10 protein-coding genes and 1 pseudogene are annotated in these 14,111 nt (G+C 73.1%); 6 read left to right on the top strand and 5 right to left on the bottom strand.

The genetic code is table 11. The features are described from left to right. Positions 1-138: 138 nt before the first annotated feature. Positions 139-1,539: a family 43 glycosylhydrolase gene (locus ABD832_RS41105; protein WP_344908109.1), complete on the top strand. Its 1,401-nt coding sequence runs from the start codon at positions 139-141 to the stop codon at positions 1,537-1,539. 99 nt (positions 1,540-1,638) lie between these two features. Here the strand turns inward: ABD832_RS41105 and ABD832_RS41100 are convergent, their stop codons facing one another. Beyond that, positions 1,639-2,403: an SDR family NAD(P)-dependent oxidoreductase gene (locus ABD832_RS41100; RefSeq protein WP_344908105.1), complete on the bottom strand. Its 765-nt coding sequence runs from the start codon at positions 2,401-2,403 to the stop codon at positions 1,639-1,641. A 67-nt stretch (positions 2,404-2,470) separates the two neighbouring features. Here ABD832_RS41100 and ABD832_RS41095 point away from each other — a divergent pair, with 67 nt between their 5' ends. Continuing rightward, complete coding sequence (locus tag ABD832_RS41095; protein ID WP_344908102.1) at positions 2,471-3,151, top strand: TetR/AcrR family transcriptional regulator; 681 nt, start codon at positions 2,471-2,473, stop codon at positions 3,149-3,151. Between the two features lie 4 nt (positions 3,152-3,155). Here the strand turns inward: ABD832_RS41095 and ABD832_RS41090 are convergent, their stop codons facing one another. After that, positions 3,156-3,485, bottom strand: a complete 330-nt coding sequence (locus ABD832_RS41090) for a PadR family transcriptional regulator (RefSeq protein ID WP_344908099.1) — start codon at positions 3,483-3,485, stop codon at positions 3,156-3,158. Between the two features lie 166 nt (positions 3,486-3,651). Between ABD832_RS41090 and ABD832_RS41085 the strand changes: the two genes are divergently transcribed. The 4 genes and pseudogenes from ABD832_RS41085 to cydC all read left to right on the top strand — a co-directional run bounded on the left by ABD832_RS41085 (position 3,652) and on the right by cydC (position 9,349). Next, positions 3,652-4,836 carry a cytochrome ubiquinol oxidase subunit I gene (locus tag ABD832_RS41085; RefSeq protein ID WP_344908096.1) on the top strand — a complete coding sequence of 395 codons (1,185 nt, stop codon included), beginning with the start codon at positions 3,652-3,654 and terminating at the stop codon, positions 4,834-4,836. 11 nt (positions 4,837-4,847) lie between these two features. Then, positions 4,848-5,615, top strand: coding sequence for a cytochrome d ubiquinol oxidase subunit II (locus ABD832_RS41080; protein WP_344908093.1), 768 nt, complete (start codon positions 4,848-4,850; stop codon positions 5,613-5,615). Positions 5,616-5,632: 17 nt separating this feature from the next. After that, positions 5,633-7,649 (top strand): annotated as a pseudogene (gene cydD, locus ABD832_RS41075) (thiol reductant ABC exporter subunit CydD). Next, the gene (gene cydC, locus ABD832_RS41070) at positions 7,646-9,349 is read left to right on the top strand and encodes a thiol reductant ABC exporter subunit CydC (protein WP_344908090.1); all 1,704 of its coding nucleotides are present in this window, start codon (positions 7,646-7,648) and stop codon (positions 9,347-9,349) included. The pseudogene cydD and the gene cydC overlap by 4 nt, the downstream one beginning before the upstream one ends. 81 nt (positions 9,350-9,430) lie before the next feature. Here the strand turns inward: cydC and ABD832_RS41065 are convergent, their stop codons facing one another. The 3 genes from ABD832_RS41065 to ABD832_RS41055 all read right to left on the bottom strand — a co-directional run bounded on the left by ABD832_RS41065 (position 9,431) and on the right by ABD832_RS41055 (position 14,042). Continuing rightward, positions 9,431-10,837 carry a S1C family serine protease gene (locus ABD832_RS41065; protein WP_344908087.1) on the bottom strand — a complete coding sequence of 469 codons (1,407 nt, stop codon included), beginning with the start codon at positions 10,835-10,837 and terminating at the stop codon, positions 9,431-9,433. Between the two features lie 910 nt (positions 10,838-11,747). Then, a complete protein-coding gene (locus tag ABD832_RS41060; RefSeq protein ID WP_344908084.1) occupies positions 11,748-13,289 on the bottom strand; it encodes an acyl-CoA synthetase in 1,542 nt (513 codons plus the stop codon). A 156-nt stretch (positions 13,290-13,445) separates the two neighbouring features. Beyond that, a complete protein-coding gene (locus tag ABD832_RS41055; protein ID WP_344908081.1) occupies positions 13,446-14,042 on the bottom strand; it encodes a hypothetical protein in 597 nt (198 codons plus the stop codon). Positions 14,043-14,111 lie beyond the last annotated feature (69 nt).

Here is a 14,111-nt window from a genome sequence, read left to right as displayed (position 1 = left end):
CCGGCCCGCCACCCCGGCGGGGGTCGCGGACGGTGTGCTCCGTACGCCGGCGTTTCCCGAATCCCTCACGGCGACTTCCCGCCGGTGAATGTTAACGCAAACATCGCAGCGCATCGCAGCGCTCGGAAAGAGGCCCGCATGACGATCGGCAGACGGGCGGCCGGGACGGCCGCGCTCGTGCTCGCGAGTTCCGTCCTGGTGACGACGGCCGCTCCGGCGTCCGCCGCGACGCTGCCGACCGGTGCCCGGTCGCTGGAGGCGGTCAACTACTCCGGCCACTACGTCCGGCACACCGGCGGGCTCGGCCGCCTCGACCCGGTGACCTCCACGAGCCCGGCCCAGACCCGGCTCGATGCCACGTTCACCGTGGTCAACGGCCTGGCCTCGCCGTCCTGTCACTCCTTCCAGACCAGGGACGGCCTGTTCCTGCGGCACCACGACTGGCGGCTGCGCGTCGACGCCAACACCGGTGACGCGACCTTCCGCGCCGACGCCACGTTCTGCGCCGTGGACGGGTCGGTCGCCGGTTCGGTGTCCCTGACCTCCTACAACTATCCGAACCGGCGCATCAGGCACCGCGACTTCGGGCTCTGGCTGGACACCCAGCAGGACACCGCGGCCTTCCGCGCGGACAGCTCGTTCAGGATCGCCGCACCGTGGGCGCCCCGGACGAACCGCAACCCGGTGATCCCCGGCCTGTTCGCCGACCCGCACGTCATCTCCGCGGGCGGCCGCTACCACCTGTACGCGACGACCGACGGGTACGCGGGCTGGGGCGGCACGTACCACAAGGCGTTCTCCTCGGCCGACCTGGTGAACTGGACCGACCACGGTGTCGTCCTGGACCACGGCCCGGACGTGTCGTGGGCCGACGACTCCGCCTGGGCCCCGGCGGTCGCGGCCGCGAACGGCCGGTACTACATGTACTTCAGCGGCGGCGCGGCCTCCGGGAACACCGCCAAGCAGCTGGGGGTCGCGGTGTCCGACTCGCCCACGGGCCCGTTCCGGGACGCGCTCGGCCGTCCGCTGATCGCCGCCGGCCGGTACTCCGGCCAGGCGATCGACCCGATGGTCTTCACCGACGACGACGGCCGCTCCTACCTGTACTGGGGACAGGGCGCCGCCCGCGTCGTCCCGCTGAACGGCGACATGACCTCCTTCGATCCCGCGCAGGTGCGCGTGATCACCCCCGCGGGCTACAACGAGGCGCCGTTCGTGTTCAAGCGCAACGGGACCTACTACCTCATGTGGTCGGAGAACGACACCCGCAGCGAGGACTACCGGGTGGCGTACGCCACGGGCACGAGCCCGCTGGGGCCGTGGACCAAGCGTGGCGTCGTGCTGCAGAAGCGGCTGGAGGCCGGGATCAAGGGCACCGGGCACCACTCGGTCGTCCGGGCACCCGGCACCGACACCTGGCACATCGTCTACCACCGGTTCGCCGTGCCGGCGGGCAACGGCACCAACCGCGAGGTCGCCGTCGACCGGATGGAGTTCGCCGCGGACGGCACGATCCGCCCGGTCACCCCCACCCTCTGAACGGAGCGCCGCCGCCCTCGACGGCCCCGCCGCCCGGCCCGCCGGTCCGCCCGCCCGCCGGGGGTCCGGACGGTCACCGGCGGTGCGGACGGCCGGCGATCAGACGCGCGGTCCGAGGAACAGGCCGCCGCTCGCGTCGACGACCTGGCCGGTGATCCAGCGCGCGGCGTCGGAGGCGAGGAAGGCGACCACGTCGGCGACGTCGTCGGGCCCGCCCAGGCGGCCGAGCGCCGTGCCGCCGGCGATGAGCTCGGCCAGGCCCGGGGTGTCGAAGACCGGCCCGTTGGCCGCCGTCCGGGTGGCGCCGGGGGCGACCGCGTTCACCGTGATCCCGCGGGCCCCCAGCTCGTTGGCCAGGGTCATGCTCATCGTCTCGACCGCGCCTTTCGTCATGGCGAAGGACGTCTGGGCGGGGTTGGCCATCCGGGTCGCCACGGACGAGATCGTGACGATGCGGCCACCGTCGCGGAGCAGCGGCAGCGCCCGCTGGACGATGAAGTACGGCGCCCGCACGTTCACCGCGAAGAGACGGTCGAACTCCGCCCGGGTCGTGACCCCGAGCGGTCCGGCGGGCGGCGCCGCGGCGTTGTTGACGAGGATGTCGAGCGGCCGCCCGGCCAGGCCGGCCTCGACTCCCGCGAAGAGCGTCTCGACGTCGCCGTCCACGCCCAGCTCCGCCCCGACGGCGAACGCCGTCCCACCGGCGCGCCCGATCTCGTCGACCGTCGCCGTCGCACCCTCCTCGTCCGTGCCGAAGTGCGCGATCACCGTCGCCCCCTTGGCCGCCAGCCGGGTCGCGATCGCCCGCCCGATGCCGCGCGACGCCCCGGTCACCAGGGCCGTCCTGCCGGTCAGCTCACCCATGCCGCCACCTCGTTCCGTGAGTGACTACCAACTTGGTAGTCACTACCATGGTGGTAGTGTCTATCACATGTCCGATCGGCACTCAACGCTGCGCACGCAACGACGGGTCCAGACCCAGCGCGCGATCCAGGCGCACGCGGTACGGCTGTTCACCGAGCGCGGGTACGACGCCACGACCGTGACCGACGTCGCCGAGGCCGCGGGCGTGTCGCCCATGACCGTGTACCGGCACTTCCCCACGAAGGAGGACCTCGTCCTCGTCGACCAGAACGGCCGTCTCGTCGCCGAGCGGATCGTCGCGTCCGCCGGTACGCGGCCCCTGGTCCGCCGCATCGGCCGCGCGCTCGCCGACTCGGCCGCGGCGCTGACCGGGGACGGCGGGGACGACCCGACGGCGGGCAGGGGGTTCCTGCTCGCCCGTCTCCGGCTCATGATCTCGACACCGGCCCTGCGGGCCCGGCACCTGGACAACCACTACGCCCTTCAGCAGGCGATCGTCGACGCCCTGGGGGACGAGGCCGCCGATCCCGAGGCAGCGTTCCGCGCCAAGGTGGCGGCCGGCGCCTGCCTGGCCGCCCTGCACACGGCGCTGGTGCGCTGGGCCGAGGAGGACGGGCGGACCGAGCTCCCCGGTGTGATCACGAAGGCGCTCGCCGCCGCCTTCGGCGACGACATGGCCGATCCCTCAGGGGACGCCGGCACCCCGGACACCGGCCGGGGGCCCTCCGGGGACACGGGACGCCGATAGGGCGTCAGCGGGCCGAGCGGGGCTCCAGGACGCTGCCGATGGCCCCGGTGAACTCACGCCAGGCCGAGCGTTCCCCGGCCAGGGCGGTGCGGCCCGCGGAGGTCAGCCGGTAGGTGCGCCGCTTGCGCCCGCCCACGGTGGCCCACTCGCCGGTCAGGTATCCCGCCTGCTCCAGCCGCCGCAGCGCCGGGTAGACGGTGCCGGTCGGCACGTTCAGCGTGCCCCCGCTCCGCGCCTGGAGCGCCTCGATGATCGCGTAACCGTGCAGCGGCTCCTGCTCCAGCACGGAGAGCAGCAGGGCGTCCATGTGGCCGCGCAGCGCGTCGGCGTTCATACGACCCTCTCTTCCCACCGGCCGGCCCGCGGGCCGTCGTGCCCATCGGTTCGCGCGCTTCGATCGCTCACCTGATCAGCCTACCTCTCATATAGACACTCTACATGTAGCCCGCCTACATGTAGAGTGTCTATACGTAGACAGACATGACATTGGAGGTGAGATCGTGGACGTGCTCGACCTGGCCCGGACGCAGTTCGCCGTGACGGGGAGTCTTCACTTCCTGTTCGTCGTCCTGACGCTGGGCCTGGCCCCCCTGATCGCGATCATGCACACCCGTTACGCCGTCACCGGCAGGCCCGACCACGAGCGCGCGACCCGTTTCTGGGGTCAGCTCTACGTGATCAACTACGCGCTCGGCATCTTCACCGGGCTGGTGATGGAGTTCCAGTTCGGCCTGAACTGGAGCGGCCTCTCGCACTACGCGGGAGACGTCTTCGGGGCGCCGCTCGCGATCGAGACGCTCGGCGCCTTCTTCCTGGAGTCCACCTTCCTGGGCCTGTGGATCTTCGGCTGGCACCGGTTGCCCACCTGGCTGCACGTGGGGTGCATCTGGGTGGTGGCGCTGACCGCCTACGCCTCCGCCCTGTGGATCATGATGGCCAACTCGTTCCTGCAGAACCCGGCCGGTGCCGTGCCGCGGGACGGGCACCTGGTGCTGACCGACCCCGGCGCGTTGCTCGCCAACCCGGCCCTGACCATGGCGCTGCCGCACGTGCTGGGCGCGGGCCTGTGGGCCGGTGGCTTCGTGCTGATGGGGGCCAGCGCGTATCAGCTGTTCCGGCGGACCTCCGAGCGGGAGTTCTTCACCGGATCGCTCCGCACCGGCGTGGTCGTCGCGCTGGTCGGCTCGCTGATCACGGTCGGTTTCGGGTACGCCCAGTTCGGCGCGATCTCGGCCTTCCAGCCGGGCAAGTTCGACGACGGAGGGGCCGCCGGGCTGGGCCTGGGCTTCATGATCCTCATCGGCCAGCCGCTCCAGCTCGTCATCCTGTTCGTGCTGACGCCGCTGGTGTACTGGCTGCCCCGCTGGCGCTGGGTGCAGCCCGTGCTGATGGCGATCACCCCGCTGCCCTTCGCCGCGGCGATCCTCGGCTGGCTGGCCCGCGAGAACGGCCGGCAGCCCTGGATGATCAACGGCAGGCTGACCGTGGCCGACGCCATGTCCCCGGGGCTCACCCCCGCCATGGTGACCGGCTCGTTCGTCGCCTTCACCGGCGTGCTCCTCCTGCTCGCGATCGTCGACTACGTGCTGATCGCCCGTACCGTCCGGCGCGGACCCGCCGCCGTCACCCTGGGCGAACCGGCCCCGGCCGACCCCCACGAGCGCGCGCACGCGCTCAGCCACTAGGAGGAGAGACCGTGGACATCCTCTGGCTCTGTGTCTTCGCCGTCCTGCTGGTCGGCTACTTCGCCCTCGAGGGCCCCGACATCGGGGCGGGCATGCTTCTCCTCTTCCTCGGGAACACCCCGCGGGACCGGGACGAGATCGTCGCCGCCATGGCACCGTTCGTGCTGGCGGGCGAGGTCTGGCTGGTCGCCGTGGCGGGCGTGCTGTTCGGCGCCTTCCCCGCAGCCGAGGGAGAGGTGCTGTTCGGCCTGTACCCGCTGGTGATCTCCCTTCTGGTGTCGTGGATCGTCCGCGACGCCGGGCTCTGGTTCCGGCGCCGCGCCGACGGGAGCGCGTGGCGCGAGGGCTGGACCGCGGCCGTCTGCGCGGGCTCCTGGGGGCTCGCCCTGAGCTGGGGCATGGCCCTGGTCGCGATGGCCCGCGGCCTGGACGAACCGGTGATCGTCCTGCCCGGCCTGGCGGGCGGGCTGGTGCTGGCCGCCCTGCTCGCCTTCCACGGCTGGACGTTCCTGTCCTGGCGGCTGCCGGGCCGGATGACCGGTGCCCGGCGGAGCGGGTGGGCGCTGCTGGCCTCCGGCGCCGCCGCCGCCGCGCCCGCCGCGGTGCTGCTGGCCGCGTTCGCCCCCTGGCTGCTGGAGCGTACGGCGTCGGCCGGGGCGCTGGGTGTGTTGAGTGTCATCATCCTGCCCTTCGCACCGGTCATGGTGGGTGCGCAAGTATGGACATGGCGGACGTTCGGTCCCCGACGGGCCGCCGATCGGGTTCCGTCGTTCTTCTGAGATCTTCTAAGGTCGACATGCACAAGGATCTGGTACGACTGGCCGTGGGCGAGCGGGCCGTCCGCCTCCATCTGGTGGTCTGCCTGGCCGCCGCCGTCCTGGCCGGGCTGCTCGTCCTGGTCCAGGCCGAGCTGCTGGCCGGGGTGCTGTCCGGGAGGTTCACGGCCTCCGCCCTGATCCTGCTGGCGGTCGTCGTCGGCGTCCGGGCTCTGCTCGCCCTGACGCAGGGCGCCGCGGCCGGGCGGATGGCCACCGGCGTGAAGTCGGCCCTGCGGCACCGCCTGCTGGCGCGGCTGCAGGAGCTCGGCCCGGTCCGGCCGGCCTCCCAGCGGTCGGGAGAGCTGGTGACGCTGACCGGCCGCGGCCTGGACGCCCTCGACCCCTACCTGTCGGGGTACCTGCCCGCGGTGGCGGTCGCGGGCGTCGTGCCGGTGGCGGTGCTCGTCCGGCTGTTCGCCGCGGACCTGCCCAGCGCCCTGATCGTGCTGGTCACGCTGCCGCTCATCCCGATCTTCGGGGCGCTGGTCGGGATGCACACCAGGGCCGTGACCGAGCGTCAGTGGAGGGCCCTGTCCCGGCTGGGCGGGCACTTCCTGGACGTGGTCCGCGGCCTTCCCACGCTGCGCGCCTTCGGCAGGGCCCGCTACCAGGCCGAGGTGATCCAGCGGGTCTCCGAGGCCCACCGGAGCGCGACGATGGGCACGCTCCGGGTCGCGTTCCTGTCCTCGCTGGTGCTGGAGCTGGCCGCGTCGCTCTCCCTGGCCCTGGTCGCCGTCCCGGTGGGCCTGCGGCTGCTGTCCGGCTCGCTGGACCTGTCGACCGCGCTGCTGGTCCTGCTGCTGGCGCCGGAGGCGTACCTGCCGCTGCGCACCATGGGCGGCCGGTTCCACGCCGCCATGGAGGGGGTCGCCGCGGCCGACGAGGCGTTCGCCGTCCTGGACGACCGGGCCGGGAGCGGCTCTTCCGGTGCCGGCGGGACCGGGGGGTCTTCCGGGGTGTCCGCAGGTCACGGGGATCCCGGGCAGGACGCGCGCACCGGGACGGGCACCGGGCTCACGACGCTGCCGGGCACCGGGCCGGATCGGGAAACCGGGCCGGACCGGGAAGCGGGACCGGGGCGGGAAGCGGGACCGGGGTGCCGGGCCGGGGCGGGCGGGGGCACGGCCCCGGAGATCCGGCTGGAGCACGTTACTGTGCGCTACCCGGACCGGCCGGAGGCGGCCCTGGAGGACGTCTCCCTGGTGATCGCGCCCGGCGAGCGGGTGGCTCTGGTGGGCGAGAGCGGCGCGGGCAAGAGCACCCTGCTGCACCTGCTGCTCGGCTTCGTCACCCCGTCCGAGGGGCGGGTGCTGGTGGACGGCGCCGAGATCGGCGACCACGACTCCTGGCGCGCCCGGCTGGCCTTCGTCCCCCAGCGGCCCCACCTGTTCGCCGCCTCGGTGGCCGAGAACATCGCGCTCGGCGCCCCGGCCGTGACGATCGACGAGGTCAGGGCCGCCGCGCGGGCCGCCCAGGCCGACGGGTTCGTCACGGCGCTTCCGGAGGGCTACGACACCGTGGTCGGCGAACGGGGGGGCGAACCTCTCGGCCGGGCAGCGGCAGCGGGTGGCCCTCGCCCGCGCGTTCTGCCGCCCTGAGGCCGGGCTGCTCCTGCTGGACGAGCCGACCGCGCGGCTGGACGGCCGCAGCGAGAGCGCGGTCGTGAGCGCGACCCGCGACCTGGCCGAGGGCCGTACCGCCGTGATCGTCGCCCACCGGCCCGCGATGATCGAGCTGGCCGACCGGGTGATCCGCATCGCCGACGGCCGGGTGGTCGCCACCGAGAGCCCCGCCGTCAAGGGCCCCGTCGTCGAGGGCGATGTCACCGGGGCCCACGTCGGCGGTCCTGTCGCGGAGGGTCCCGCCACCGGACCCGCCGGTCCCGCTCGCGAGAGCCCCGTGGCCGAAGGACGATCCGCCGGGGGACGATCCGCCCGGGGGCCGGTGGACGAGAGACCCCCGGCCGGGACGCGCGGGGGGAGGTCCTCGTCATGATCGATCTCATCCGGACCGCGACGGGCCGGGGCGGGCGGTCCCTGCTGGCCGCGGCGGCCGGAGCGGCGGCCGAGCTGGCCGGGCTGGGCCTGATCGGGTCGGCGGCCTGGCTGATCACCAGGGCCGCCGAGCAGCCTCCGCTGGCGGCGCTGAGCGTGGCGATCGTCGGGGTCAGGGCGTTCGCCACCACCCGGGGCGTCTTCCGGTACGGCGAGCGGCTGGCCGGGCACGACGTGGCGCTACGGGCCCAGGCCACGACCAGGGAGCGGCTCTACCGGGCGCTCATCCCCGCGGGATCGGCGGACCGGCGGGGCGCCGACCTGCTCAGCCGGATGGTCGACGACACCGACGCCGTACAGGACCTGCTCGTACGATGCCTGCTTCCGGCCGCCGCGGCGCTGGTCACCGGCGTGGCCGCGGTGACGATCGGGTTCTTCCTGCTGCCGGCCGCCGCGCTGGTGCTGCTGGCCGGGCTGCTGGTGGCCGGGGTGCTGATCCCGGCGGGCACGGCCGCCGCCGCGCGGCGCTGGTCGGCGCGGATCGCCCCGGCGCGGGCCGACCTGGCCGCCCGGGTCGCCGATCTGGTGCACGGCGCGCCCGACCTGGCCGCCTACGGGGCCGAGGGACGGGCCCTGGCCGCCGCCGGTGAGGCCGACGCCCGGCTGGCCGGGCTGGAGCGGCGGCAGGCGCGGGCGAACGCAGTGGCCTCGGCCCTCGGCGTGCTCGTCCAGGGCCTGACCGTCGCCGCGATCGTGCTGACCGCCCAGGGCGCGGGGGCGGGTTCCGTGGTCACCGCGGTCCTCGCGCTGACCGCGCTGGTCTCCTTCGAGCCGGTGCTGCCGATGGCGGCGGCCGGGGAGCGGCTGAGCGGGGTGCTCGCCGCCCTGCGCCGGTTGCGGGAGGTCGGCGCGGCCCCGGTCGCGGTGACCGAGCCGGACGTTCCGGCCGAGGTGCCCCCCGGGCCGCCGACCGTCGAGGTGCGGGACCTGGTGGTCCGGCACGAGGGCGGTCGCGCCCCGGCCCTGAACGGGGTCGGCCTGACCCTCACCCCCGGCAGGCGGGTCGCCCTGGTCGGCCCCAGCGGCGCCGGCAAGAGCACCCTGCTGTCGGCCCTGATGCGCCTGGTCGAACCCGAGTCGGGCACGATCCGGGTGAACGGGGTGGACGTCCGCGAGCTGGCCGGTGACGACGTCCGGCGGGTGATGACCGGCCTGACCCAGGACCCGTACGTGTTCCAGACGTCGGTGCGCGACAACCTGCGGCTGGCGGGCCCGGAGGCGGACGAGGCCGGGCTGGCCGAGGCCGTACGGCGGGCCCGCCTGGACCGGTGGGTGGAGCGGACCGGCTGGGACACCGTGCTCGGCGAGGACGGCCGGACGCTCTCCGGGGGCCAGCTCCAGCGCCTGGCACTGGCCAGGGCGTTGCTGCACGATCCTCCCGTGCTGCTGCTGGACGAGCCAGCCGAGGCCCTGGACGAGACGACGGCGGACGCGCTCATGGCCGACCTGCTGGACGCCACCCACGGCCGTACGACGCTGCTGGTCACCCACCGGTTGCGCGGGCTGGAGTCGATGGACGAGATCGTCGTGCTGGAGAACGGGTCGGTGGTGCAGCGGGGCACGCACGAGGAGCTGGTCTCCTCCCCCGGCTACTACCGCGACCTGTGGCGGTCGGAGGCGCTGACCGCCGGGAGACGCTGACGGCCGGTACGGCGGGCGCCGCCGGGGTCGTCGTGACCCCGGCGGCGCCCCCGCGTGAACCCGCACGAACCCGTGTGTCCCCTACTCGCCGGTCTTCTCGGCGAGGGTCACCGTGACCGTCCCGGGCTGCCCGTCCCGGACGTAGGACAGGGTCACCTGCCGGCCCGGCTTGAGGCCGCGGACCGCGCCGACCACGGTGGCGGCCTCGTCCACGACCGTGTCGTCGATCTTCGTGATCAGGTCGCCCTGCCTGATGCCCGCCTCGGCCGCGGGGCTGCCCTCGGTGACCTGGCCGACCAGGGCACCGCCCGCGTCGCCGGTGGCGTCGGTCACGCTCACGCCGAGGAAGGCGTGCGAGACCGAGCCGTCCTTGATCAGTTCCTGGGCGACCTGGTTGGCGGTGGTGATGGGGATGGCGAAGCCGACGCCGATGCTGCCCTCGCCGCCGTTGGTGGCGATGGCCGTGTTGATGCCCACCACCTGCCCGGCGGCGTCGACCAGCGCGCCTCCCGAGTTGCCGGGGTTGATCGCCGCGTCGGTCTGGATGGCCCCGCCGATGGTGGTGGGGGCGCCGCCGCCCTGCTGTTCCTGCCCGCCCCAGCCGGGCGGGAGCTGCTGCTGCCCCTGGCCCCCGCCGACGGTCAGCGTGCGGTTCAGCGCGCTGACGATCCCCGCGGTCACCGATCCGGACAGGCCCAGCGGGCTGCCGATGGCCAGGACGGGGTCGCCCACCTTGAGCCGGTCGCTGTCGCCGATCGAGGCCTTGGTGAGGCCGGAGACGCCCTGCGCCTTGATGACCGCGAGGTCGGTGGCCGGGTCGGTGCCGACGATCTCGGCGGTGGCGCTCTTGCCGTCGCTGAACCTGACGGTCACCCGGTTCCCCTCGCCGCCCTGTCCCCCGGCCGCGACCACGTGGTTGTTGGTCAGGATCAGGCCGTCGGAGGAGAGCACCACCCCTGAGCCCTCACCCCCACCGGCGGCGGTCCTGACCTCGATGGACACCACGGACGGCTGGACGGCCTCGGCGATGTCGGCGACCGTCGTCACGTTGCCCACCCGGCTGACGACCGGCCCGGACGACGAGACCGCCGCGACGGGCTCGTTCAGGGCCGTCGCGGCGAAGGCCCCTGCAACCCCGCCGCCGAGGGCCATGGCCGCCAGCGCGAGCCCGGCCCCCACCTTCTGTCCCGCGCTCAGCCGCCCCCGCGGCGCGGGCGCCCCACCGGGCGTGCCGTGGGCGCCGGGGGCGCCCCATGCCCCGGGCGTCCCGTGTCCCCCGTACCCGCCGTGCCCGCCGGTGTGCCCGGGAGCGTCGGCGCCGAGGTGCTCGGGCACCGGGTGGATCAGCGTCGGCTGCGGCGCGGTGTCGTCGGTGCCGGAGCGATAGGCCCCGGCCCGCGGTGGTTCCTTGCCGAACTGGGTCCATCCGTCGTTCCGGGGGGTCGCCTCGGTCGGTGTGGCCTGCTGCTCGTTCCTTGTCGGGTCCATGTCTTCCCCCACGTCCCACATCCCCCCGGTTCGACGGGGTGGAAACCGGTGTCCACCGGTTGAGGAAAAGCATGCCCGACGGCACGTAAGACCTGGTTAAGCGCGTGATCGGGATGGTCGCCTTCTCCTGACAACGGCTTTATCAGCCGTGCTCGGAGCCCTGTCCGAGGCCGGGGACCGGGCCGGGAAATCCTCCGGGACGGGCACGGAGCCGGTGACCGGGCCCGTCGGCGCGGGCCCGCCTGGTTCCTCCGTGCCGCAGGCCGCGAACGTCCGCTCCCGCCCGGCCCCGGTCACGATCGGGGCCGGACGGGAGCGCGACGGCCGAAGGCCCGCAGGCCGGACGCGGACGCGACGGCCGAAGACCCGCAGGCCCGAAGACCCGCAGGCCCGAAGACCCGCAGGCCCGAAGACCCGGAGGCCGGACGGGAGCGCGGACGGGGGGCGCGGACGGGGGCGGACGGGGGTGCGGACGCGACGGCCGGGTGCCCGCCGGGAAGCCGGTCGGTCCCGCTAGAAGGTGAAGCCCTGATCCGTGCCGTTCCCCTGCGTTCTCTCCAGTTCGGCGCCCAGGCCGGGTACCAGGCGTTCGAGGGCCTCGTGCCATTCCCGATGACGTCCGGGGTGTTCCACCATTGCTCCGCACGTCCTGCACATGAGTGGCTGGGGTTGCGTCATGCGAGATCCCTCCGGGATAGACGACCGACGGCACCGGCCCCCGGCGGTAGGGCGCCTTCCCGAACGCCTTTCCGCCGGACCCGGTTGAACGGCTCTTCCCTTCCGGACGGGTCCGGAACCGGATTTTCGGGGACGCTTACTCCTGTAAGGACCACGCGTGAGCCGGTGGGAACCGCGGAGCGGACCGCCGGGGAGCACCGGGATCCGTCCCCGCCCGTACCGGGGAACGTGGTCAGGACGAGGGCGTGGCGGGCCAGTACTCGTCGCGCAGCAGGCGCTTGTAGAGCTTTCCCGTCGGATGCCGGGGCAGCCCGTCGCGGAAGTCCACCGACCGGGGGCACTTGTAGACCGCCAGGTGGGCCTGGCAGTACTCGATCAGCTCGGCCTCCAGCTCCGGGCCGGCCATGTCCATGGAGGCCGGCTGGACGACGGCCTTGACCTGCTCGCCCAGCTCCTCGTCGGGTACGCCGAAGACGGCCACGTCCGCCACCTTGGGGTGGACGGACAGGACGTTCTCGGCCTCCTGCGGGTAGACGTTGACCCCGCCACAGATGATCATGTAGGAGCGGCGGTCGGTGAGGTAGAGGAAGCCCTCCTCGTCGACGTAGCCGATGTCGCCCAGGGTCGTCCAGCCCCGGCCCAGCGGGTCGCGGGAGGACATCGTCTTGGCCTCGTCGCCGTGGTAGACGAACTGGGGGCCGTCGGAGAAGTAGACCGTGCCGTGCTCGCGCGGGGGCAGCTCGTTGCCCTCCTCGTCGCAGATGTGGACGACGCCGAGCAGCGGGCGGCCGACCGTGCCCTTGTGCTCCAGCCAGTCCTTCGAGCCGACGTACAGGAAGCCGTTGCCCTCGGTCCCGGCGTAGTACTCGTGGACGATGGGCCCCCACCAGTCGATCATCCGCTCCTTGACCGGGACCGGGCAGGGGGCGGCGGCGTGGATGGCGCAGGCCAGCGACGACAGGTCGTAGCGGGCGCGGGTCTCGTCGGGCAGCTTGAGCATCTTGATGAACATGGTCGGCACCCACTGCGAGTGGGTGACGCGGTGGCGCTCGATGAGCGCGAGCGCCTGCTCGGGGTCGAACCTCTCCATCACCACGATCGTGGCGCCCAGCCGCTGGAAGCTCATGGAGTAGCGCAGCGGGGCGGCGTGGTAGAGCGGCGCCGTGGAGAGGTAGACGCTGTCGGCCGAGGGTGCGAACAGGAACTGGATGAGCTGCAGCAGCGGTCCCGGGGTGTCCAGCGGGACCGCGGACAGCGCGGGCTTGACGCCCTTGGGACGGCCGGTGGTCCCGGAGGAGTAGAGCATGTCCGCGCCCTGGCACTCGTCCTCGACGGGCGTGGCGGGACGGGCGGCGACCGCGCTCTCGTACGGCTCGAAGCCCGGGGCGGTGCCGTCCAGCATGAGCCTGAGCTTGACCCTGGGGGTCAGGTCGGTGACGGAGGCGGCCACGTCCGCGAGCGCGGCCGAGGAGATGAAGACCTGGGCCTCGCAGTTGTCGACGATGTAGGCGAGCTCTTCGGTCTTCAGCCGGGAGCTGATGGCGGTGTAGTAGAGGCCGGAGCGGTGCGCGGCCCAGGCGACGGCCAGGAACAGCGGGTGGTTCTCCAGCATGAAGGCGATGTGGTCGCCCGGCCGCAGCCCGGCGGAGCGGAAGAGGTGGGCCAGGCGGTTGGACTGCTCGTCCAGCTCGCGGTAGGTGACGACCCTCCCGGACTCCGCCATGATCACAGCGGGTTTGTCCGGCGATACTGCTGCGATGGCTCCCGGGTGCATGAAACCGAACATTACTCGGTTCGGGGTGCACTGAGAAGACCCGCACGTCACGGAGCCCGGCCCCCGCGAGGGGACCGGGCTCCGCTCGTCACCGGTGCGGTGGCGTCAGGTCACGGGCCGGTCCCGCGCAGGGGCCGGGCTCCGCGTGCCCGTGGATCAGGCGTGGTGGTAGACGGGCTTCCAGCCGCTCTGGTAGCCGTTGGGGTGGCCGTGGTGTCCGCGGCTCACCTTGACGTAGATGTGCTCGGCGTTCTTGCCCTCGAAGGAGTAGGAGGCCGGCTTCTTCGAGCAGTTCTTGAAGCGGGTGAAGTCGGTCGAGCCGTCGAAGCTCACGACCTTGAAGGTCTCCCACGCGCAGGAGTGCTTCGACCTGCCCCACCACTTGTGGTTGGTGAGCGTGCTGTCGACGGTGTAGTGGTATTCGTGCACCCACTTCCACTGGTGCTTCTTGTACCACTTCTTCACCCAGACGCACTTCTTCTTGCCGTGGTGCCAGTCGCACTTCTTGACGAGCTTGGAGTACTTCTTCCAGTACCAGTGCTTGACGGCCTTCTTCTCCACGGTGACCTCGCCTTCGGCCTCCGCCCTCTCGTCACCGGAGGTGTAGGGCCCCCAGGTGTCGGAGAAGTAGGGAGCCGTCACGGCGGCGTTCTGGACGGGGGCGGCGGTCTCGGCGTTGGCCATCGCCGGGGCGCCCGTCGCGAGCAGGGCCGCCGCTCCGGCGCCCAGAATGATTCGGGTGGCGAATCGCATGTGAGGGGTTCCTCTCGGGTGTGAGGATTTTGTCTCCCCTGTTGTACGACGTCCCGATTGCCCGTTACT

It is taken from the genome of Streptosporangium longisporum (assembly GCF_039534895.1).
GTDB classification, from domain to species: Bacteria; Actinomycetota; Actinomycetes; order Streptosporangiales; family Streptosporangiaceae; genus Streptosporangium; species Streptosporangium longisporum.
This window is presented reverse-complemented; position numbering and strand designations above follow the sequence as displayed.

Bases quoted from the DNA above. Each gene is read 5' to 3' on its own strand.
- ABD832_RS41105 (WP_344908109.1), top strand. From the start codon at position 139: ATGACGATCGGCAGACGGGCGGCCGGGACGGCCGCGCTCGTGCTCGCG.
- ABD832_RS41100 (WP_344908105.1), bottom strand. From the start codon at position 2,403: ATGGGTGAGCTGACCGGCAGGACGGCCCTGGTGACCGGGGCGTCGCGC.
- ABD832_RS41095 (WP_344908102.1), top strand. From the start codon at position 2,471: ATGTCCGATCGGCACTCAACGCTGCGCACGCAACGACGGGTCCAGACC.
- ABD832_RS41090 (WP_344908099.1), bottom strand. From the start codon at position 3,485: ATGAACGCCGACGCGCTGCGCGGCCACATGGACGCCCTGCTGCTCTCC.
- cydC (WP_344908090.1), top strand. From the start codon at position 7,646: ATGATCGATCTCATCCGGACCGCGACGGGCCGGGGCGGGCGGTCCCTG.
- ABD832_RS41065 (WP_344908087.1), bottom strand. From the start codon at position 10,837: ATGGACCCGACAAGGAACGAGCAGCAGGCCACACCGACCGAGGCGACC.
- ABD832_RS41060 (WP_344908084.1), bottom strand. From the start codon at position 13,289: ATGCACCCGGGAGCCATCGCAGCAGTATCGCCGGACAAACCCGCTGTG.
- ABD832_RS41055 (WP_344908081.1), bottom strand. From the start codon at position 14,042: ATGCGATTCGCCACCCGAATCATTCTGGGCGCCGGAGCGGCGGCCCTG.